We start from the raw sequence: 20,446 nt of genomic DNA on the forward strand, positions 1-20,446 counted from the left end.
GGCACGTCGGTGGTGGTGCGCGCCGGTCAGCCCGCGGCGGGCGTCGGTGCGGGGGTGGGCGTGGACGTCGCCGCGGGCAGGTCCGGCATGCCCGGCAGCGGCGTCGGCGTCCCGCCCCAGCGCAGCGCCTCGACGGCGGAGGTCCGCAGGCCGTCGACGGTGGCGGTGCGGTCCGCCGTGCCGGCGTCCGTCGCCAGGACCGCGTCGGCGTGCACGGTCGCGAGGTCCGACAGCAGCCCGGCGCAGAACGCGCGCACGGCGTCGGCCGACGACACGTCGCCGTCCAGCTCGTAGCCCACGCGGCGCGGGTCGTCGGCCGTGCCGGCGATCCCGGCGGCGGCCGCCCAGGTGGACGCGGCGGCCCGGTGCCGGGCCGCGGCGTCCCGGGCCTGCGAGCGGGCGTCGTCGGAGAGCCGCGCCGCGGCGACCTCGAACCCGTAGCCGGCCTGGTCCTCCGCCAGCACGAGCGCGACGAGGTCGGCGCGGTCCAGGTCGGTGCCGGGCGCCTCGTCCTGGGCACCCGCCGTGCCGGCGCTCGGCGTGCCGGTCGGCGTCGCCGAGCCGGAGGGGGTGGCGGACGGGCTGGTCGCGGACCCGTCGCCGGAGCCGGAGCCGTCGGCGGCACCGCCCGACGTCCAGCCCGGCCCGGGCGCCGCGTCCACGGCGGGCGCCTCCGCGCCGAGGGCGGCGGCCAGGCGGTCGGTGAGCTGCGCCCGGGACGTGGCGACGGACGCGAGCAGCCGTGCCAGGCCCGCGTCCTGCGCGTCGAGCGCGTCGGCGCGCGCCCTCGACGCCGCGGTCCCGAGCAGCGCGAGCACGTCGGCCGGCGTCGCCGCCGCGGACGTCGCGGTGGGGGACGGGCTCGGTGCGTCCTCGTCCGGCTCGGGCTCCGGCAGTCCGGAGTCGTACACGCCGCCGAGGGCGTCGACCTGCGTCGAGGCGGCGTCCACGACCAGGGCGAGCACGCCCGCCGCCTGCTGCTCGGCGCCGTCGCCGGCCGCCCGGGCGGCGTCGGCCAGCGCGAGGGCGTCGTCGACCGCGGTGCGGCGTGCCTCCTCCGCGGCGTCGGGCACGGGCTCCGCCGGGGGCGCCGTCTCCCAGCGCAGGCCGCAGCCGGACAGCAGCACGGCGGCGCCGGCCGCCAGCACCCCGGCGAGCGCCCGCGTGCGGCGGGACCGCCGGGTGCGCGCCGGGGCGGGCGGCAGCGGACGGCGCGACCGGTCGGCGGACGGGGCGGGGCGGGGGGCCGCGTCGGGGCGGCGGGCCGTGGTGGACATCGCGTCGGATCCTCCCACGCCGAGGCGGGCGGCGGGCCGAGGTCGGTCGCGCGCCGCCGGAGTCAGTACGCTGGTCGCAGCACGTGGCTCCGGCCGCGCGCCGCAGCACCGTGCGAGACCCGACAACCACACAGCGTCGACGTCCCCGCGCAGCGGCGTGCGCGCCGCCAGGCCGCACCCGCCGAGGACCGACACAGGAGGTCAACATGCCCGCGCCCACCAGCGCGCAGCGCATCCGGGAGACCATCGAGCCGGTGGTGACCGCCGCCGGACTGTGGCTGGAGGACGTCGAGCTCGCGCGCGACGGCGCCGCCCACGTCGTGCGCGTCGTGGTCGACGCCGTGGAGGAGGCCGAGGAGGCCCTCGACCTGGACGGCGTCGCCGACGTGTCGCGCGCCGTCTCCGCGGCGCTGGACGACGTCGACGGCCTGCCCGACCGGTACACGCTCGAGGTCTCGACCCGGGGCGCCACCGCCCCGCTGACCGCCCGCCGGCACTACACGCGCGCCCTCGGCCGCCTGGTGGCGCTCACGCTGGCCGACGGCGGGTCGCTGCACGGCCGGCTCGTGGACGTGCAGCGCGGCGCGACCGACGCGGACGACGCGGTCGTGGTCACCCCGGTGACCCCGGGCGTCAAGGGCCGGCCGGCGAAGGTCGGCGACCCGGTGCGGACGCTCCTCGCCCAGGTGCGCGAGGGCCGCGTCGAGGTCGAGATGGTGAAGGACAAGGACAAGAAGGACGGCGGCGCCGACGGCGTGCCGGACGGGCCGACCGGCCAGGAGGACTGACGTGGACATCGACATGCAGACGCTGCGGCTCATCGAGCGCGAGCGGGAGATCAGCCTGGACGTGCTGGTCTCGGCCATCGAGCAGGCGCTCCTGTCCGCCTACCACCGCACCCCGGACGCGCACCCGGACGCCCGGGTGGAGCTCGACCGCCGCAGCGGGCACGTGACCGTCTGGGCGCGCGAGCGCACCGTGGTGCCGGCTCCCGACGCGCCCGCGACGAGCGACGAGGAGGAGGGCACCGTCACCGCGGTCCCGCCGACCACCACCACGGTGGGCCCGGAGTTCGACCACACCCCGGCCGGCTTCGGCCGCATCGCCACCGCCACCGCGCGCCAGGTGATCGTGCAGCGCCTGCGGGACGCCGAGGACGACCAGGTGCTCGGGCAGTTCCGCGGCAAGGAGGGCGAGGTCCTCGGCGGCGTCATCCAGCAGGGCCGCGACCCGCGGACGGTGCTGGTGGACGTGGGCGGCACGGAGGCGGTGCTCCCCGCGCACGAGCAGGTGCCCACCGAGCAGTACGTGCACGGCGAGCGGATCCGCGCCCTCGTGCTCGACGTGTCCCGCGGGTCCAAGGGACCGCAGATCACGCTGTCCCGGACGCACCCGAACCTGGTCCGCAAGCTGTTCGAGCTGGAGGTCCCGGAGATCGCCGACGGGCACGTGGAGATCACGGCCCTGGCCCGCGAGGCCGGCCACCGGTCCAAGATGGCGGTCCGGTCCCGGGTGCCCGGGCTCGGCGCCAAGGGTGCGTGCATCGGCCCGCTGGGCGCCCGCGTCCGCGCGGTGATGGCGGAGCTGCACGGCGAGAAGATCGACATCGTCGACCACTCGGACGACCCGGCGGAGATGGTGGCGCACGCCCTGTCGCCGGCGCGCGTGCTGTCCGTCACGGTCGTGGACCCCGCGGCGCGCGCCGCGCGGGTGGTCGTGCCGGACTACCAGCTGTCGCTCGCGATCGGCAAGGAGGGCCAGAACGCCCGCCTCGCCGCCAAGCTGACCGGCTGGCGGATCGACATCCGGTCCGACGCGCAGGAGGCGCCGGCGGAGGCCGACGGGGGCGCCGCCGACGCCGCCGCGGAGGGCACCGGTCGAGACCGGTGACGTCGCGCGCTAGACTGGGTGAGGCTGGGCCGGACGCCCGGTTCTCCTCGCCGAGCAGGCGCCACCCCGACACCCACGCAGCGGATCCCGCGGCGGAGGCCGTCGTGGGCCCGGTGCGCACGTGCGTGGGGTGCCGGAACGCCGGTCCGAGGTCGGTCCTGCTGCGCGTGGTCGCGGCGACGACGGACGCGGGTGATCCCGCGGTCGTGGTCGACGTGCGTCGTGCGCTGCCGGGCCGGGGGGCGTGGCTGCACCCCGATCCTCGTTGTCTCGAGCTCGCCGAGCGCCGTCGTGCGTTCCCGCGTGCCCTGCGTCTCGCAGGGCCGCTGGACACGTCCGCGGTGCGGGAGCACCTCGGGGCCTGAGGAGGACCGTCGCCACCCGGGCACCCCGCCGGGGTGGCATGTGCACCGTCGAACAGGGAAAGCGGGTCGAAGAGCCGATGGCTGCCCGATGAGCACGCACCGATGAGTACCCAGCGATGAGTACCCAGCACTAACGACGGTCCGACCCTGTCCGGGCGGGCCGAGACAGGGAGAGATGTGGCCAAGGTCCGCGTCTACGAGCTCGCCAAGGAGCTCGGAGTCGACAGCAAGTCCCTCATGACCAAGCTGAACGAGCTCGGAGAGTTCGTGCGCTCGGCGTCCTCGACGATCGAGCCCCCGGTGGTCCGCAAGCTGCGGGACACCTACCCGGCCGGTGGCGGCGCCAAGCCCGCCGCCCGTCCGGCTGCCCCCGCCGCGGCCAGGCCCGCAGCGCCCGCGCCCGCGGCTCCGGCCGCTCCCGCGGCGCCGGCTGCGGCGACCCCGGCACCCGCCGCCCCGGCCCCGAGCGCGCCCGCCCCCGCGGCGACCCCGCGCCCGGCCGCCGCTCCGGCAGCCCCTGCCCCCGCGGCCCCGGCCGCCTCGGCGACCCCCGCCCCGGCCGCTCCCGCGGCGCGCCCGGGCCCGTCCCGTCCGGCGGCCCCGGCCGCGCGTCCCTCGGCTCCCCGCCCCGCGGGCGAGTCCGGTGGCGGCGACCGCGGCGGTCGTCCCGGTGGCGCCCCGCGTCCCGGTGCGCCCCGTCCGGGCAACAACCCGTTCGCGCCGTCCCAGGGCATGCCCCGCTCCGGCGGGCCGCGCCCGCCGCGTCCGGGCAACAACCCGTTCGCGCCCTCGCAGGGCATGCCGCGTCCCGGCGAGCGCCGCACCGACGCCCCGGCCGCCTCGGCCGGTGCGGGTGCCGGTGAGCGTCCGGGTGGGCCGCGTCCCGCGGCTCCGCGTCCCGGCGGTCCCCGCCCCAACCCGGGCATGATGCCGGGCCGCTCCGCGAGCGGCGTCGGCCGCCCGGGCGAGCGTCCGGCCCGTCCCGGTGGCGGTGGCGGTCGTCCCGGTGGTGGTGGCGGCGGCTACGCCGGCGGCGGTGCCGGTCGTCCCGGTGGTGGCGGCGGCTTCGCCGGCCGTCCCGGTGGCGGCGGCGGTCGTCCCGGTGCCGGTGGTCGTGGGTCGACCCAGGGCGCGTTCGGTCGCGCCGGCGGTCGCCCCGTCCGCGGACGGAAGTCGAAGCGCGCGAAGCGCCAGGAGTTCGAGCAGATGCAGGCGCCGTCGCTCGGCGGCGTGCAGGTGCCCCGCGGCAACGGCACGACCGTCGTCCGCCTGCGCCACGGCTCGTCGCTGAACGACTTCGCGGACAAGATCGACGCGAACCCCGCCTCGCTGGTCACCGTGCTGTTCCACCTCGGTGAGATGGCGACCGCGACGCAGTCCCTCGACGAGGACACCTTCGGCACGCTGGCCACCGAGCTCGGCTACGTCGTGGAGATGGTCTCGGCCGAGGAGGAGGACCGCGAGCTGCTCGGGGCCTTCGACATCGACCTGGACGCCGAGCTGGAGGGCGAGTCCGACGAGGACCTGTTCCCGCGCCCGCCGGTCGTCACGGTCATGGGTCACGTCGACCACGGAAAGACCAAGCTCCTCGACGCCATCCGCTCCACGGACGTCGTCGCGGGCGAGGCCGGCGGCATCACCCAGCACATCGGCGCCTACCAGGTCCGGACCGAGCACGAGGGCCAGGACCGGGCCATCACGTTCATCGACACCCCGGGTCACGAGGCGTTCACCGCCATGCGTGCCCGTGGTGCGCAGGTGACGGACATCGCGATCCTCGTGGTCGCGGCGGACGACGGCGTGATGCCCCAGACCATCGAGGCGCTCAACCACGCCCAGGCGGCCGGCGTGCCGATCGTGGTCGCGGTCAACAAGGTGGACAAGGAGGGGGCCAACCCCGACAAGATCCGCCAGCAGCTCACCGAGTACAACCTGGTGGCCGAGGAGTACGGCGGCGACACCATGTTCGTCGACGTCTCCGCCAAGCAGCGGATGGGCATCGACCAGCTGCTCGAGGCCGTCCTGCTGACCGCGGACGCCGCGCTCGACCTGCGGGCCAACCCCGACAAGGACGCCCGCGGTGTCGCCATCGAGGCGAACCTGGACAAGGGCCGCGGCGCCGTCGCGACCGTCCTGGTCCAGTCCGGCACGCTGCACGTCGGTGACGCGATCGTCGCCGGCACGGCCCACGGCCGCGTCCGCGCGATGTTCGACGAGCACGGCGAGAACGTCACCGAGGCGGGCCCGGCGCGTCCGGTGCTGGTCCTCGGCCTGGCGTCGGTCCCGAGCGCCGGCGACACCTTCCTGGTGGCGCCGGACGAGCGGACCGCCCGTCAGATCGCCGAGAAGCGCGAGGCCGCCGAGCGGGCCGCCCTCCTGGCCAAGCGCCGCAAGCGCGTCAGCCTCGAGGACTTCACGCAGGCGCTGCAGCAGGGCAAGGTCGAGACCCTCAACCTGGTCCTCAAGGGCGACGTGTCCGGTGCCGTCGAGGCGCTGGAGGACGCGCTGCTCAAGATCGACGTGGGCGACGAGGTCGAGCTGCGCGTCATCCACCGCGGTGTCGGTGCGATCACGCAGAACGACGTCAACCTGGCCACCGTCGACTCGGCGATCATCATCGGCTTCAACGTGAAGTACGGCGAGCGCGTCGAGGACCTGGCCGAGCGCGAGGGCGTGGACGTCCGGTTCTACTCGGTCATCTACCAGGCGATCGACGACGTCGAGGCGGCCCTCAAGGGCATGCTCAAGCCGGAGTACGAGGAGGTGCAGCTCGGTACCGCCGAGGTGCGCGAGGTGTTCCGCTCCTCCAAGTTCGGCAACATCGCCGGCTCGATCGTCCGGTCGGGCGACATCCGCCGCAACAGCAAGGCGCGGGTGCTCCGGAACGGCAACGTCATCGGGGACAACCTCACCATCGAGTCGCTCAAGCGGTTCAAGGACGACGCCACGGAGGTCCGCGAGGGCTTCGAGTGCGGTATCGGCCTCGGCTCGTACAACGACATCACCGAGGGTGACGTCATCGAGACCTGGGAGATGCGCGAGAAGCCTCGCAGCTGAGACCGGTCGTGATCCGCGGGTCTGCCTCCACGCCCTCGTGCGTGGGGGCGGGCCCGCGGCCGTCTGCCCGCCTGGTGCGGGCGCAGGAAGGAGCTTCACATGGTGGATCACCCCAGGGCCCGCAAGCTCGCGGACCGCATCCAGCAGATCGTCGCGCAGATGCTCGACACCCGGGTCAAGGACCCGCGGCTCGGCTTCGTGACCGTCACCGAGGTCCGGGTGACCGGCGACCTCCAGCACGCGAGCGTGTTCTACACGGTGCTCGGTGACGAGGAGGCCCGCACGGGGTCCGCGCAGGCGCTCGAGAGCGCCAAGGGCCTGATCCGGTCCGAGGTCGGCAAGCAGACCGGCGTGCGGCTGACGCCGACGCTGGAGTTCCACCTGGACGCGGTGCCCGAGACGGCCGCGCACCTGGACGCGGCGCTGCTCGAGGCCGCCCGGCGCGACCGCGAGGTGGCCGAGCTGGCCGCCGGCGCCCGGCACGCGGGGGAGGCGGACCCGTACCGCAAGCCCGCGGACGAGCCCGAGGACGACGAGCCCGCCGCTCGCTGAGCCCGCGCCCGCGCGCGAGCGCGACGTCGAGTGTCCAGGAACCAGCGGACATTCCGCCCGGAACGACCAGGTTTCTGGACACTCGACGTGCTGGTCGCGCGCAGACCGCGCGGGTCAGGACTCGCGGCCCGTGCCGCGGGGCATGGCCAGCGAGGCGACGGCCGCGACCGCGATGACGGCCGCGCCGGTCAGGACCGCCGGCTGCAGGCCCGCGTCGAACCCGTCGGGAGCGATCGTGCCGCCCGCCGCCGTGAACACGGCCGTCAGCACCGCGACGCCGAGCGCGACCCCGACCTCCCGCAGGGTCGAGTTGGTCGAGGACGCCGTGCCGTGGTCGTCGGGGGCCATGCCGGCCAGCACCGCGGTGGCGCTCGGCGCGAACGTCAGGCCCATGCCGGTCCCCGCCAGCACCAGGCCCGGCACCAGCGCGCCGTAGCCGCCGTCGTCGGCGGCCAGGGCCAGCCAGGCGAGCCCGGCTGCCTGCAGGACGAGGCCGCCGGTCAGCAGGACCCGCACCCCGACGCGGGGTGCCAGCATCCCGGCGAGCGGTGCGACGACCATGGGCGCGGCGGTCCAGGGCAGGGTGCGCAGGCCGGCCTCCAGCGGGGAGTAGCCCTGGACGACCTGCAGGTACTGGGCGAGCAGGAACACCGCCCCGAACGCCCCCAGCGAGAACGCGAAGCCCGACACGTTGGCCACCGCGAAGCTGCGGGACCGGAACAGCCGCAGCGGGACCAGCGCGTACGGCGTCCGGGCCTCGTGCCGGAGGAACAGCGCCAGGACCACGACGCCGGCCACGACCGGGCCGAGCACGCCCGCGGAGGTCCAGCCGTCCTCGTTGCCGTGCACGACGCCCCACACGATCCCCAGGACGCCGGCGCCGGCCAGCAGCAGCCCGAGCAGGTCCAGCCGCTGGACGCGGCCGCGGGACTCGGGCAGCGTGCGGAGCACCAGCGGGACCGCGACCAGCGCGACGGGCACGTTGATCCAGAACATCGCCTGCCAGGAGATGCCCTCGACCACCGCGCCGCCGACGACCGGGCCGAGCGCGACACCGAGCCCGGAGACGCCGCCCCAGACCCCGATCGCCATCGCGCGGCGCGCGGGCGGCACCGCCGCGGCCAGCAGCGTGAGCGACAGCGGCATGATCGCGGCGGCGCCGGCGCCCTGCACCGCGCGGGCGGTGATCAGCAGCGCCGGCGTGTCCGCCAGGGCGGCACCGACCGACGCCAGGGTGAACACCCCGATGCCGCCCAGGAACGTGCGGCGGCGGCCCCAGCGGTCGCCCAGGGTGGCGGCGGCGATCATCAGCGTGGCGAACGCCAGCGTGTACGCGTTGACCACCCACTGCAGGTCCGTGAGGGACGCGCCCAGCTCGGCCTGCAGGACCGGGAGGGCGCTGGTGACGACCAGGTTGTCCAGGGTCGCCATGAACATCGGCAGGGACGCGGCCACCAAGGCGACGCCGACGGGGACGGCCCGGCGGGCGGCCGGCGGGCGGGCGGCCGGTGGCACCGCCGGGACGTACGGGGTGCTGGTCTGCGTCGACATGACGGCTCCTGTATGCATCGACTGATAACTAACACCGGCGACGCTAGTTATCGACTGATAACCTGTCAACCATGACCGACGCAGCCGCACCCTCCGGACCGAGCCCCCGCGCACCGCGGATGTCGGGGGAGCAGCGGCGGGAGCAGATCCTCGCCGCGGCGCTGCCGGTGTTCGCCGCCGGTGGGTACGCCGGCACCAGCACCGACCAGGTCGCGCGCGCCGCCGGGGTGTCGCAGCCGTACGTGATCCGGCTGTTCGGCTCGAAGCAGCAGCTGTTCCTGGACCTGTACCGCGGCGTCTGCGCGCAGGTGCTGGACGTGATCGGCGCCGTCGAGCCGGGCCCGGACGCCGCAGGCCGGGCGGGGGAGGCCTACGTGTCCCTGATGGCGGACCGCGACCTGCTCCGCGTGCTGATGCACGGGTTCACCGCGGCCGGCGACCCGGAGATCGGCGAGACCGCCCGGCGCACGCTCGGCCAGGTGTTCGCGCTGTTCCGGGAGCGGGTCGAGGTGCCCGACGGGCCGGACGCCGACGCCGCCGCGGACGAGGCCGCGCGCCGGTTCGTCGCGGACGGCATGCTCATCAACGTGCTGCTCTCCGCCGACGCCTTCCGGCACGCCGAGGAGGACCCGGGGATGGACGCGCTGCTGTCCTGCCTCGGTGCGCAGGTGCTCGAGGTCACCGGCGTCGAGGTCGGACGATGACCGCGCACGCCGACCGCCCCGACCGGCCCGCTCGCCCGCGCCGCCCCACCGCGCCGGACGGGCTGCTGGTGGTCGACAAGCCGCAGGGCTGGACCAGCCACGACGTCGTCGCGAAGGCCCGCGGGCTCGCGGGCACCCGGAAGGTCGGCCACGCCGGCACGCTCGACCCGATGGCGACCGGCGTGCTGGTCCTCGGGATCGGCCGGGCGACGCGGCTGCTCACCTACGTGGTCGGCGCGGACAAGGAGTACACCGCGACCATCCGGTTGGGCGTGGCCACGACGACCGACGACGCGGAGGGCGAGGAGGTCGGCCGGGTCGACGCGTCCGGCGTGGGCCGGGCCGCGGTCGACGCCGGGGTCGCCGGCCTGACCGGCGCGATCAGCCAGGTGCCGAGCGCGGTGAGCGCGATCAAGGTCGACGGGCAGCGGGCGTACGCCCGGGTGCGCGCGGGGGAGGACGTCGAGCTCGCGGCGCGGCCGGTGACGATCAGCCGGTTCGACGTGCACGAGGTGCGGGCCGTGCCGCTCGGCGACGGCGTGACGGTGCAGGACGTGGACGTCACCGTGGCGTGCTCGTCGGGGACGTACATCCGGGCGCTGGCGCGGGACCTGGGTCGCGCGCTCGGCGTCGGCGGCCACCTCACCGCCCTGCGGCGCACCCGGGTCGGCGGCTACCCGCTCGCCGTGGCCCGGACGCTCGAGGACCTGGACGCCTGGCCGGCGGACGTGCCGCTGGACACGCTGCCGCTGGCCGAGGCGGCGCGGGCCACGTTCCCGGTGCGCGAGCTCACCGCGGACGAGACCCGCGCGCTGTCCTACGGGCAGCGGATCCCCGCCACCGGCACGGGCGCCGACGTGACCGTCGCCGCGCTGTCGCCGGACGGGACCCTCGTGGCGCTGCTCGAGGACCGCGGGCCGCACGCCCGGCCCGCCCTGGTGTTCGCCGCGGCCTGACCGGCTCCGGCGGCGGGCCGTCCGGGGCACCCCCGGCGCCGTGGCAGGCTTGTCCCCGCGCCGCGGGCCGTCGGCGCACCACGCGCCGTGCCGGCGCCGACCGACGGGAGCGGGTGTGCAGTGCTGGACGGACCTCGCCGAGGTCCCGGCGGACTTCGGGCCGTCGGTGGTGACGGTGGGCAACTTCGACGGGGTGCACCGCGGGCACGTCGGCGTGCTGACGCGGATGGTCGCGGACGCCCGGGCCGTCGGTGCCCGGTCGGTCGCGGTGACGTTCACGCCGCACCCGCAGCAGGTGCACCGGCCGGACGAGGCGCCGCCGCTGCTGACGGGGGACGCCGACCGGCTCGAGCTGCTCGAGCGCACCGGCCTGGACGCGGTGCTGCTGCTCACCTACACGCTCGACTTCGCGCAGCAGACGGCCGAGGAGTTCGTCCGGACCTACCTGGTCGACGGGCTGCACGCCCGCACGGTCGTCGTGGGCCGCGACGTGCGGTTCGGCCGCGGCAACGCCGGCGACCTGTCCACGATGGTCGAGCTGGGCGAGCGGTTCGGCTTCGGCGTCGAGGTGATCGAGGACGTCGCCCCGGGCGAGGGGGACCACCCGGACGCGCTGGCCGACCCGCTGACCCGCCGCTGGTCGTCCACCTGGGTCCGCGAGCTGCTGGTCGCGGGCGACGTGCGCCAGGCCGCGCGCGTGCTCGGCCGCCCGCACCGGATCCGCGGGACCGTCGTGCACGGCGACAAGCGCGGGCGCGAGCTCGGCTTCCCGACCGCCAACCTGTCGCCGGACGCCACGGGCATGGTGCCGGCCGACGGCGTGTACGCGGGCCGGCTGCGCCGCCCGGCGCTCGACCCCGGGGCCCCGGACGCGGTGCTGCCCGCGGCGGTGTCCATCGGCACCAACCCCACGTTCGCGGGCGCCCAGCGCCGGGTCGAGGCGTACGTGCTGGACCGCACCGACCTGGACCTGTACGGCGAGGAGGTCGTGCTCGAGCTGGTCGAGCGCCTGCGGCCGACCCTCCGGTTCGACTCCGTGGACGCGCTCGTGGAGCGGATGCACGATGACGTCGAGGGCGTGCGGGCGGCCCTGGCCGTGGATCCCGCCTGACCGGCTGCTAGACTCGTACAGCCGTCAGAACGGCCGCGGAACGAGAGCGCCCGGGTGGACCTGCCCCGGAGCACCGCGCAACGAGCACATCAGGAGAGTCGTGCCCCTCGACAGCGCCACCAAGAAGTCCATCATGGCCGAGTACGCCACCCACGAGGGTGACACCGGCTCGCCGGAGGTCCAGATCGCGATGCTCACGCAGCGCATCAACGACCTGAACGAGCACCTCAAGACCCACAAGCACGACCACCACAGCCGTCGTGGCCTGCTGCTGCTGGTCGGTCAGCGCCGTCGCCTGCAGGGCTACCTGCAGAAGGTCGACATCGAGCGCTACCGCACCCTGATCCAGCGGCTCGGCCTGCGTCGATGACCGCCTGACCAGCCCGGACCCCGCACGGGGTCCGGGCTGGTCCTGCGTCGGGGCCGTGCGCCCCGGCGCCGCACCACCTGCACCACCTGAGCACCACCAGCACCACCTCAGTCCGCGCCGGTCGACGCGTCCGGTCCTCGGTAGTGGCGCCCGGAACGCCCCGCGCGATCCGGGTACCTCGATCGAAGACCGCCGTGACCGGTCCGGCGCCTTCGAGACCAAAGGAGGGCACCCGTGGAGGGTCCCGAGATCCAGTTCGCCGAGGCCGTGATCGACAACGGTCGCTTCGGCACCCGCACCGTCCGCTTCGAGACCGGCCGCCTCGCCAAGCAGGCCGCCGGCTCCGCGATGGCCTACCTCGACGGCGAGACGGCCCTGCTGTCCGCCACGACGGCGGGCAAGCACCCCAAGGACCAGTTCGACTTCTTCCCGCTGACGGTCGACGTCGAGGAGCGGCAGTACGCCGCCGGCAAGATCCCCGGCTCGTTCTTCCGTCGCGAGGGCCGTCCCTCGACCGACGCGATCCTGGCCTGCCGCCTGATCGACCGCCCGCTGCGCCCGCTGTTCGTCAAGGGCCTGCGCAACGAGGTCCAGGTCGTCATCACCGTCCTGGCGATCCACCCGGACGACGCGTACGACGTGCTCGCGATCAACGCCGCGTCCATCAGCACCCAGATCTCCGGCCTGCCGTTCTCCGGCCCGGTCGGCGCCGTGCGCATCGCGCTGATCGACGGCCAGTGGGTCGCGTTCCCGCGCTACACCGAGCGCGAGCGCGCCACGTTCGAGATCGTCGTCGCCGGCCGCGTCGTCGGTGACGACGTCGCGATCGCGATGATCGAGGCCGAGGCCCCGGAGAAGTCCTGGAACCTCATCAAGGACGAGGGCGGCGTCGCCCCGACCGAGGCCGTCGTGGCCGAGGGCCTCGAGGCCTCCAAGCCGTTCATCAAGGCCCTGGTCGAGGCGCAGCAGCAGCTCGCCGCGCAGGCCGCCAAGGAGACCCGCGACTTCCCGACGTTCCCGGACTACCAGCCGGACGCGTACGAGGCCGTCGAGGGCGCCGCCCAGGCGAAGATCAACGAGGCGATGCAGATCGCGGACAAGCAGACCCGCGAGGGCCGCCTGGACGAGGTCAAGGCCGAGGTGCTCGCCGAGCTCGGCGCGTCCTTCGAGGGCCGCGAGAAGGAGCTCTCCGCCGCGGTGCGCGCCGTGACCAAGAAGGTCATCCGCCAGCGCATCCTCACGGACGGCTTCCGCATCGACGGCCGTGGCCTGCGGGACATCCGCACGCTGTCGGCCGAGGTCGAGGTCCTGCCCCGCGTGCACGGCTCGGCGCTGTTCGAGCGCGGCGAGACCCAGATCATGGGTGTCACCACGCTGAACATGCTCCGCATGGAGCAGCAGATCGACTCGCTCTCCCCGGAGACGCGCAAGCGCTACATGCACAACTACAACTTCCCGCCCTACTCGACCGGTGAGACCGGCCGCGTGGGCTCGCCGAAGCGGCGCGAGATCGGGCACGGCGCGCTCGCCGAGCGCGCGCTCATGCCGGTGCTGCCGAGCCGCGAGGAGTTCCCCTACGCGATCCGCCAGGTCTCCGAGGCGCTGGGCTCCAACGGCTCCACCTCGATGGGCTCCGTCTGCGCGGCCACGCTGTCGCTGCTCAACGCCGGTGTGCCGCTGCGCGCGCCGGTCGCCGGCATCGCGATGGGCCTCGTGTCCGACACGGTGGACGGGGAGACCCGGTACGCCGCGCTCACCGACATCCTGGGCGCCGAGGACGCGTTCGGCGACATGGACTTCAAGGTCGCCGGCACCCGCGAGTTCGTCACGGCCATCCAGCTCGACACCAAGCTCGACGGCATCCCCGCCTCCGTGCTGGCCGACGCGCTGACCCAGGCCAAGGAGGCGCGCCTGGCGATCCTCGACGTGCTCAACGAGGCGATCGACGTCCCGGACGAGATGTCGCCGAACGCCCCGCGCGTCATCACGGTGAAGGTCCCGACCGACAAGATCGGCGAGGTCATCGGCCCCAAGGGCAAGATGATCAACCAGATCCAGGAGGAGACCGGCGCCGACATCTCCATCGAGGACGACGGCACCGTCTACATCGGCGCGACCGACGGCCCCTCGGCCGAGGCGGCGCGGGCCGCGATCAACGCGATCGCCAACCCGCACATGCCGGAGATCGGCGAGCGCTTCGTGGGCACGGTCGTCAAGACCACCACGTTCGGCGCCTTCGTCTCCCTGTCCCCGGGCAAGGACGGCCTGCTGCACATCTCGCAGATCCGTCGCCTGGTCGGTGGCAAGCGCGTGGAGAACGTCGAGGACGTCCTCGGGGTGGGCCAGAAGGTCCAGGTGGAGATCGGCGAGATCGACCCGCGCGGCAAGCTCTCGCTGCACGCGGTGGTCGAGGAGCCGGCCGAGGGCGACGCGCCCGCCGCCGACCAGCCGGCCGACGCCTGACGTGCCGCTGGACCTCCCTCTGGTCGCGCCCGGGCAGCCGGGGAGCGACCTGACCGCCGGGCAGGCGGGTGACGGCTCCGTCCGTCGCTCCGTCCTGCCCGGCGGGGTCCGCCTGCTCACCGAGCACGTCCCCGGCGTCCGCTCCGCGTCCGTCGGGGCGTGGGTCGGCGTCGGGTCGCGCGACGAGGAGGACGGCCACCACGGCTCGACGCACTTCCTCGAGCACCTGCTGTTCAAGGGCACCGCGCGGCGCACGGCGATGGACATCGCCGAGGCGTTCGACGAGGTCGGCGGCGAGGCGAACGCGGCCACGGGCAAGGAGCACACCTGCTACTACGCCCGCGTGCTCGACGAGGACCTGCCGATGGCGGTCGACGTCATCAGCGACATGGTCACGTCGGCCCGCCTCGACGCGGACGAGCTCGAGACCGAGCGCGGCGTCATCCTCGAAGAGCTCGCCATGAACGACGACGACCCGAGCGACGTCGTGCACGAGCGGTTCGCCACCGTCGTCCTGGGCGAGCACCCGCTCGGCCGGCCGATCGGCGGCACGCCGGACACGATCCGGGCCGTCCCGCGGGACGCGGTGTGGGAGCACTACCGGCAGCACTACCGCCCCGCGACGCTCGTCGTCACGGCGGCCGGCAACGTCGACCACGACGCGCTGGCCGACCAGGTCGTGCGCGCGCTCGGGGACGGCGGCTGGTCGCTGACCGGCACCGACGCGCCCGCCGCGCGGCGTGGCGCGGGCGACGCGTTGGCCGTCACGGCCGGGGCGTCCGAGATCACGGTGCGCCGCTCCACGGAGCAGGGCAACGTCATCGTCGGCGGGACGGGGCTCACCGCCACCGACCCGCGCCGGTTCACGCTGTCGGTGCTGAACGCGGTGCTCGGCGGCGGCATGTCGTCCCGGCTGTTCCAGGAGATCCGCGAGAAGCGGGGCCTGGCGTACTCGACGTACTCGTTCGCGTCCGGCCACGCCGACACCGGGGTGTTCGGGCTGTACGCCGGCTGCGCGCCGGCCAAGATCGACGAGGTCACCGAGCTGATGGTGGCCGAGCTGGAGCGGCTCGCCGACGGCGGGATCACCGACGCCGAGCTGCGCCGGTCCGTCGGGCAGCTGTCCGGCGGCCTGGTGCTCGGCCTCGAGGACTCCGGCTCCCGCATGAGCCGGCTGGGCAAGTCCGAGCTGGTGCACGGCGAGCTGCTGTCCACGCAGGAGTCCCTGGACCGCGTCCGCGCGGTCACCGCGCGCGAGGTGCAGGAGCTGGCGGCGGACCTCGCCGGCCGGCCGCGCTCCGTCGTGCGCGTGGGCCCCTTCGGGGACTGACCGCACCGCACGTCCCGCGAGCCGGGTCCCCGCCACGGGGGCCCGGCTCGCGTGCGTCTTGCCCTCGTGCCCGCGGGTCCGCGCCGTGCGCTCTCGCTGCGGGTCCGGGCCGGAAGTCCCTCCCCGCGGTGCGACGGGCAGGACGATCATGGGGGCATGGCCGCTGTCACCGTCCCCGCTCGCTCCGTCGCCGTGCCGCCGCGTCCGACCGGGGTGCCCGGCCTGGTCGAGGGGCTGTGGGTCGCGCGCGTGCCGCTGGGCGCCCCGCCCCGGGTCGCGCTGCCGGACGGGCGGCCCGCGGCGGTCGTCCGGCTCGGCGGCGCGGCGCAGTGGGTCGACCCGCTCACCCACGAGACCGAGACCGTGGCGAGCCTGCTGCGCGGTCCGCGCACGATCCCGCGCGTCGTCCGGCACGTGGACCCGGCGGGCGGGCCGGTGCCGCAGTGGGAGGTCGGGGCCCGCCTGGCCCCGTGGGCGCTCTCCGCGCTGCACCCCGTCGACGCGCTGGTGGACGACCACCGGCCCCTCGGCGAGGCGCTCGGGCTGGACGAGGCCGCCCTGGTCGACCGGGTGCGGGCCTGCTGGACGGACGACGTCGGCGAGGACGCCGCCGCCGTGGCGGCCGCCCGGGTGCTGGAGGACGCGCTGACGGGCGCGGTGCGGCGGCCGCTGCCGGTCGGCGACCTGGACGACCTCGACCGCCTGACCCGGTACGCCGACGCTGAGCGCGGGCTGATCCGGTCCGTGGACCTGGCGCGCTCGGTGGACCGGTCGATGGCCTCGCTGCACGCCCTGCTCACCACGCACGTCGGGCTGACGCCGTCGGCGTTCCTCGCCACGGTGCGGCTGTCCTGCGCCGTGCGGGAGCTGGGCGTCGACGACCGGGGCGACGCCGGCCGGGTGGTCGCCGTGCTGCGCGCCTACGCCGACGCGGGGTACCCGCAGCGCGAGGTCGAGCGGTTCACCGGGATGAGCGCGCTGGAGCTGCGCCGGGCGGTGCGGGGCATGGAGGACGTGCTCGCGACCGCATAGGGTGCGGTGCGTGAGCGAAGCACTACCCGTGGCCGTGCTGGGCGCGGCGGGTCGCATGGGCCGGACCGTCGTCGACGCGGTCGAGGCCGCCCCGGACCTGGAGCTGGTGGCGGCCCTGGAGCACGGCGACGACGTCGGCGCGGTGGCCGCGACCGGCGCGCGCGTCGCCGTCGACTTCACGGTCCCCTCCGTCGCCGAGTCGAACGTCCGCAGCCTGGTCGCGCAGGGCGTGCACGCGGTCGTCGGCACCACCGGCTGGACGGCGGAGTCGCTGGCCCGGGTCGAGGCCGACCTGGTGGCGCGCCCGGGCGTCGGCGTCCTGGTCGCCCCGAACTTCGCGCTCGGCGCGGTGCTCGCGATGGCGTTCGCCGCCCGCGCGGCCCGGTGGTTCGAGTCGGTCGAGGTGGTCGAGCTGCACCACCCGGACAAGGTCGACGCGCCGTCCGGCACCGCCCGGCACACCGCCCAGGCGATCGCGGCCGCCCGCCGCGCCGCGGGCCTCGGCCCGGTGCCCGACGCGACGACCACCGCGCTCGACGGCGCCCGCGGCGCGGACGTCGACGGGGTGCGGGTGCACGCCGTCCGGCTGCGCGGCCTGGTCGCGCACGAGGAGATCCTGCTCGGCAACGCGGGGGAGCAGCTGACCATCCGGCACGACTCCTTCGACCGGGTGTCGTTCATGCCGGGGGTGCTGCACGCCGTCCGCCAGGTCGGGGCGCACCCGGGCCTGACGGTCGGGCTCGAGCACTACCTGGACCTGGCGTGAGCACCTCGCCCCGCCCGGCCCGCCGGTCCCGCACCGCGCTGGTCGCGGCGGTCGCGCTGACCGCGCTGCTGGGGCTCTACGTCTGGCTGGTCGCCGGCCGCTCCGTCGCGCTGGTGCGCACGGGGGAGCCCGTCGCCATCGGGCTCGGCGTCGCGTTCGCGGTGCTGCCGCTGCTGGTCCTGGTGCTGGTCGCGCGCGAGTGGCTGCTGGCGGTCGACGTGCAGAAGATGGCCGACACCCTGGCCGACCGCGGCGAGCTGCCGGTCGACGACCTGCCGCGCAGCCCGGGCGGGCGGATCGACCGCGCCGTGGCGACGGCGGCGTTCGACGACGCCCGCGCCGAGGCGGAGGCCGCCGCACCGGGGGACTGGGGCCCGTGGTACCGGCTCGCGTTCGCCTACGACGCCGCCGGCGACCGGAAGCGGGCGCGCGCCACGCTGCGGCACGCCTCGCGGATCCACCGCGGCCGCGCCGGGGCCGACGCGGAGCCGCGCGGGCTCTGACGCCGGTTCAGGCCACCGGCACCAGGTACGCCGCGAGGTCGGTCGCGGGCATCGGCCGCGCCACCAGGAACCCCTGGACCAGCGGCACGCCGGCGAGGCGCAGCGCGTCGAGCTGGGCCTGCGTCTCCACCCCCTCGGCCACCACGGCCATCCCGCGCTCGCTCGCCATCCGGTGCACCAGCTCCACCAGCAGGGCGTCCAGGGGGTCGTCGAGCATCCCGGCCACCACGGACCGGTCGATCTTGAGCACGTCGACGGGCAGACGCGCGACGTGCCGCAGCCCGGACATCGCCCCGCCGAGGTCGTCCAGCGCGATCGGCACCCCCGCGTCCCGCAGCGCGCGCAGGGCGGGGTGCGCCAGGGCGATCTGCGCGTCGCTCGCGGCCTCCGACAGCTCCAGGCGCACGGCGGCGCGGGCGGTGCCGGTGGCGTCGAGCACGTGCAGCACCCGCACCGCGAGCTCCGGCTCCTCGAGGGCCGCGGGGGAGAGGTTGACGTTGACCACCGCGGGCGCGGCACCGCCGAGGTCGTGCCGCCACCCCGCGAGGTCGTGGCACGCGCGGGCGAGCACCCACAGGTCCAGGTCCAGCGACAGCCCGGCCCGCGCGGCACGGTCCAGCGGCGCGACCGGCCCGGCGACCCGGCCCTCGCCGTCCCGCGAGCGCAGCAGCGCCTCCACCTCGCGCACGCTGCCGTCGACCGCCCCGGCGATCGGCTGGTAGTGCACCTCGAGGGCGTCGACGTCGAGGCCGGCCCCGCGCAGCCCCGCCCAGGGGTCCGGGACCGCCGCCGGACCGGAGGCGTCCGCGCCGGCGGGACCGACCGCGTCCGCGCCCGCCAGCCGCACGCGGTCGCCGCCCGCCTTCTTGGCGCCGTACATCGCCAGGTCGGCCTCCCGCAGCAACCGGTCGGCGTCCAGCAGCGGCCCGGCCCCGATCGCCAGGCCGACGCTCGCGCGCGAGTGCGCCGGGACCGGCAGGGTGGGGTCGTGGGCCGCGATCGTCGCGCGCAGCGTCTCGCCGAGCTCGAGCGCCCGCGCCCGCCAGGTGTCGTCCGGGCGCTGCGGGCCGAGCATCCGCACCAGGGCGAACTCGTCCCCGCCCAGCCGGCCGACCACGTCGCCCGGCCCGGCGCCCGCGGCGAGCCGGGTGGCCACGGAGTGCAGCAGCGCGTCGCCGAACGAGTGCCCCAGGGAGTCGTTGACCTCCTTGAGCCGGTCCAGGTCCAGGAACGCCAGCACGACGGCGCCACCCTCGGCCCGCGCGGCGGCGCACCGCTCGCGCAGGGCGTCGACGAACCGGGACCGTGACGTGACGCCCGTCAGGTGGTCGTGGGAGGCCTCGTGCGCGAGCTCGGCGGCCAGCGCCTCCATCAGCGTGGTGGGGTCGAGGATGCCCACGGGCGACCCGTCGGCGCCCGTGACGACCATGTCCTGGTACCCGTCCCCGGTCGCCAGGCGCTCCGCGGCCTCGGTCAGCGACGCCCCGACGTCCACCCGCGGCACGTCCCAGCGCGCGACGTCCGCCACCGGGCGGCGGCCCCACAGCGACCGGCCGAACCCGTACCGGCCGGTCATCGTGGTGAGGAAGTCCTTGCGCGCCACCATCCCGTGCGGCCCGCCGGGGTCCCGCGGGGCCACCAGGACGGACGAGCCGGTCCACCGGGTGCGGAAGCCGACGTCCACCGCCTCGCAGGTGTCGGACGGGGCGATGACCACGGGCGCCGACACGAGGTCGGCGAGCGCACGGCCGCGGTCGGCGCGCCGCCAGGGCGCGCGGGTCTGGGGAGCCACGTCCGGGACGATCGCCCGGCCTGCGGCCGCCCTGAGGGTCCGGCGCGCGTCGTCGCCGGGTGTTCGTCCGCCGTTCACCGCACGACGCCCGTCCGGGTGACGCCGCTCACCCGTCCGCCGCGCGGTGCCGGTCCCACGGCGGCGCCGGCTCAGGGGCGGTGCCGGCTCAGAGCGCGGCGCCCCAGAGGTGCTCGGTGATCTCGCGCGGGTCGTCCTGCTCCCCGAGCACGCGGCGCGCGCCGACGTCGCCCATGCCGGACGACCCGAGGAACTGCTCCCGCGCGACGTCGCCGGCGATCACCCAGGTCTGCACGCTGGTCGCGTGGTCCTCGTCCCGGAGCAGGTCGACCACGGCCGCGAGCAGCCGGGACCCGTGCCCGCGCCGGCGCTCGTCGGGGGCCACCTCGAGGGCGAGGATCTCCCCGCCCGGGCTGTCGTCGCCGGAGCCGGCGGGCGCCACGACGGGCGCGACCGAGGCGAACCCGACCAGCCGCGGACCGTGCATCGCGACGAGCACCCGGTAGCCGCGGCCGGGCGGCGAGGCGATCGCGGTCGCCCACCGGTCGGCCAGGCGCGCGGGGTCCACCCGGTCCAGCACGGCGTCGCCCAGCAGCTCGGCGTGCGTGGCGCGCCAGGCGGCCAGCTGGACGGCGGCGACGGCCCGCTCGTCGCCCGGCACCGCGGGGCGCACGGACACGTCGGCGGAGGCGGCCGTCAGGGGATCCAT

The 20,446-nt window shown here is 75.9% G+C and carries 18 protein-coding genes; 14 read left to right on the forward strand and 4 right to left on the reverse strand.

Annotated features, from left to right (window positions below; all coding sequences use genetic code 11):
• Positions 1-26 precede the first annotated feature (26 nt).
• Positions 27-1,277 (reverse strand): DUF4439 domain-containing protein, encoded by a 1,251-nt coding sequence (locus AC1050_RS15310; protein ID WP_482388262.1) that lies wholly within the window; start codon positions 1,275-1,277, stop codon positions 27-29.
• A 206-nt stretch (positions 1,278-1,483) separates the two neighbouring features.
• On the opposite strand from AC1050_RS15310, the gene AC1050_RS15315 reads away from it, so the two are divergent.
• The 5 genes from AC1050_RS15315 to rbfA all read left to right on the forward strand — a co-directional run bounded on the left by AC1050_RS15315 (position 1,484) and on the right by rbfA (position 7,141).
• Complete coding sequence (locus tag AC1050_RS15315; protein ID WP_482388263.1) at positions 1,484-2,065, forward strand: ribosome maturation factor RimP; 582 nt, start codon at positions 1,484-1,486, stop codon at positions 2,063-2,065.
• Between the two features lies 1 nt (position 2,066).
• Positions 2,067-3,167 (forward strand): transcription termination factor NusA, encoded by a 1,101-nt coding sequence (gene nusA / locus AC1050_RS15320; protein ID WP_482388264.1) that lies wholly within the window; start codon positions 2,067-2,069, stop codon positions 3,165-3,167.
• 125 nt (positions 3,168-3,292) lie between these two features.
• Positions 3,293-3,532: a YlxR family protein gene (locus AC1050_RS15325; protein WP_482388406.1), complete on the forward strand. Its 240-nt coding sequence runs from the start codon at positions 3,293-3,295 to the stop codon at positions 3,530-3,532.
• Between the two features lie 177 nt (positions 3,533-3,709).
• Positions 3,710-6,589 (forward strand): translation initiation factor IF-2, encoded by a 2,880-nt coding sequence (gene infB / locus AC1050_RS15330; protein ID WP_482388265.1) that lies wholly within the window; start codon positions 3,710-3,712, stop codon positions 6,587-6,589.
• A gap of 99 nt (positions 6,590-6,688) precedes the next feature.
• Positions 6,689-7,141 (forward strand): 30S ribosome-binding factor RbfA, encoded by a 453-nt coding sequence (rbfA, locus tag AC1050_RS15335; protein WP_482388266.1) that lies wholly within the window; start codon positions 6,689-6,691, stop codon positions 7,139-7,141.
• A 114-nt stretch (positions 7,142-7,255) separates the two neighbouring features.
• Here rbfA and AC1050_RS15340 read toward each other — a convergent pair whose 3' ends face one another.
• Positions 7,256-8,692 (reverse strand): MFS transporter, encoded by a 1,437-nt coding sequence (locus AC1050_RS15340; protein ID WP_482388267.1) that lies wholly within the window; start codon positions 8,690-8,692, stop codon positions 7,256-7,258.
• Positions 8,693-8,763: 71 nt separating this feature from the next.
• Between AC1050_RS15340 and AC1050_RS15345 the strand changes: the two genes are divergently transcribed.
• From AC1050_RS15345 to AC1050_RS15385, 9 genes are all read left to right on the forward strand, one after another.
• Positions 8,764-9,396, forward strand: a complete 633-nt coding sequence (locus tag AC1050_RS15345) for a TetR/AcrR family transcriptional regulator (protein WP_482388268.1) — start codon at positions 8,764-8,766, stop codon at positions 9,394-9,396.
• Entirely contained in the window at positions 9,393-10,352 is a 960-nt protein-coding gene (truB, locus tag AC1050_RS15350; RefSeq protein WP_482388269.1) for a tRNA pseudouridine(55) synthase TruB, read from the forward strand. The genes AC1050_RS15345 and truB overlap by 4 nt, the downstream gene beginning before the upstream one ends.
• Positions 10,353-10,467: 115 nt before the next feature.
• On the forward strand, positions 10,468-11,463 hold the full coding sequence (locus AC1050_RS15355; protein ID WP_482388270.1) for a bifunctional riboflavin kinase/FAD synthetase: 996 nt from the start codon (positions 10,468-10,470) through the stop codon (positions 11,461-11,463).
• Positions 11,464-11,563: 100 nt separating this feature from the next.
• Positions 11,564-11,833, forward strand: coding sequence for a 30S ribosomal protein S15 (rpsO, locus tag AC1050_RS15360; protein ID WP_482388271.1), 270 nt, complete (start codon positions 11,564-11,566; stop codon positions 11,831-11,833).
• Between the two features lie 234 nt (positions 11,834-12,067).
• On the forward strand, positions 12,068-14,296 hold the full coding sequence (locus AC1050_RS15365; protein ID WP_482388272.1) for a polyribonucleotide nucleotidyltransferase: 2,229 nt from the start codon (positions 12,068-12,070) through the stop codon (positions 14,294-14,296).
• 1 nt (position 14,297) lies between these two features.
• Positions 14,298-15,626 carry a M16 family metallopeptidase gene (locus tag AC1050_RS15370; protein WP_482388273.1) on the forward strand — a complete coding sequence of 443 codons (1,329 nt, stop codon included), beginning with the start codon at positions 14,298-14,300 and terminating at the stop codon, positions 15,624-15,626.
• Positions 15,627-15,782: 156 nt separating this feature from the next.
• Positions 15,783-16,658 carry a hypothetical protein gene (locus AC1050_RS15375; RefSeq protein ID WP_482388274.1) on the forward strand — a complete coding sequence of 292 codons (876 nt, stop codon included), beginning with the start codon at positions 15,783-15,785 and terminating at the stop codon, positions 16,656-16,658.
• Positions 16,659-16,668: 10 nt separating this feature from the next.
• Positions 16,669-17,424, forward strand: coding sequence for a 4-hydroxy-tetrahydrodipicolinate reductase (gene dapB, locus AC1050_RS15380; RefSeq protein ID WP_482388275.1), 756 nt, complete (start codon positions 16,669-16,671; stop codon positions 17,422-17,424).
• Entirely contained in the window at positions 17,421-17,927 is a 507-nt protein-coding gene (locus tag AC1050_RS15385; RefSeq protein ID WP_482388276.1) for a hypothetical protein, read from the forward strand. Before dapB ends, AC1050_RS15385 begins: the two co-directional genes overlap by 4 nt.
• Positions 17,928-17,934: 7 nt before the next feature.
• Here the strand turns inward: AC1050_RS15385 and AC1050_RS15390 are convergent, their stop codons facing one another.
• Both AC1050_RS15390 and AC1050_RS15395 read right to left on the reverse strand, forming a co-directional pair.
• Entirely contained in the window at positions 17,935-19,719 is a 1,785-nt protein-coding gene (locus AC1050_RS15390) for an EAL domain-containing protein (protein ID WP_482388277.1), read from the reverse strand.
• Between the two features lie 166 nt (positions 19,720-19,885).
• The gene (locus AC1050_RS15395; protein WP_482388278.1) at positions 19,886-20,446 is read right to left on the reverse strand and encodes a GNAT family N-acetyltransferase; all 561 of its coding nucleotides are present in this window, start codon (positions 20,444-20,446) and stop codon (positions 19,886-19,888) included.

It is taken from the genome of Cellulomonas sp. NEAU-ZC6, assembly GCF_056844425.1.

Excerpts from the sequence above, each read along its gene's own strand:
- AC1050_RS15340 (WP_482388267.1), bottom strand. The coding sequence starts at position 8,692 with ATGTCGACGCAGACCAGCACCCCGTACGTCCCGGCGGTGCCACCGGCC.
- AC1050_RS15315 (WP_482388263.1), top strand. The coding sequence starts at position 1,484 with ATGCCCGCGCCCACCAGCGCGCAGCGCATCCGGGAGACCATCGAGCCG.
- AC1050_RS15395 (WP_482388278.1), bottom strand. The coding sequence starts at position 20,446 with ATGGATCCCCTGACGGCCGCCTCCGCCGACGTGTCCGTGCGCCCCGCG.
- truB (WP_482388269.1), top strand. The coding sequence starts at position 9,393 with ATGACCGCGCACGCCGACCGCCCCGACCGGCCCGCTCGCCCGCGCCGC.
- AC1050_RS15345 (WP_482388268.1), top strand. The coding sequence starts at position 8,764 with ATGACCGACGCAGCCGCACCCTCCGGACCGAGCCCCCGCGCACCGCGG.
- AC1050_RS15310 (WP_482388262.1), bottom strand. The coding sequence starts at position 1,277 with ATGTCCACCACGGCCCGCCGCCCCGACGCGGCCCCCCGCCCCGCCCCG.
- AC1050_RS15375 (WP_482388274.1), top strand. The coding sequence starts at position 15,783 with ATGGCCGCTGTCACCGTCCCCGCTCGCTCCGTCGCCGTGCCGCCGCGT.
- rbfA (WP_482388266.1), top strand. The coding sequence starts at position 6,689 with ATGGTGGATCACCCCAGGGCCCGCAAGCTCGCGGACCGCATCCAGCAG.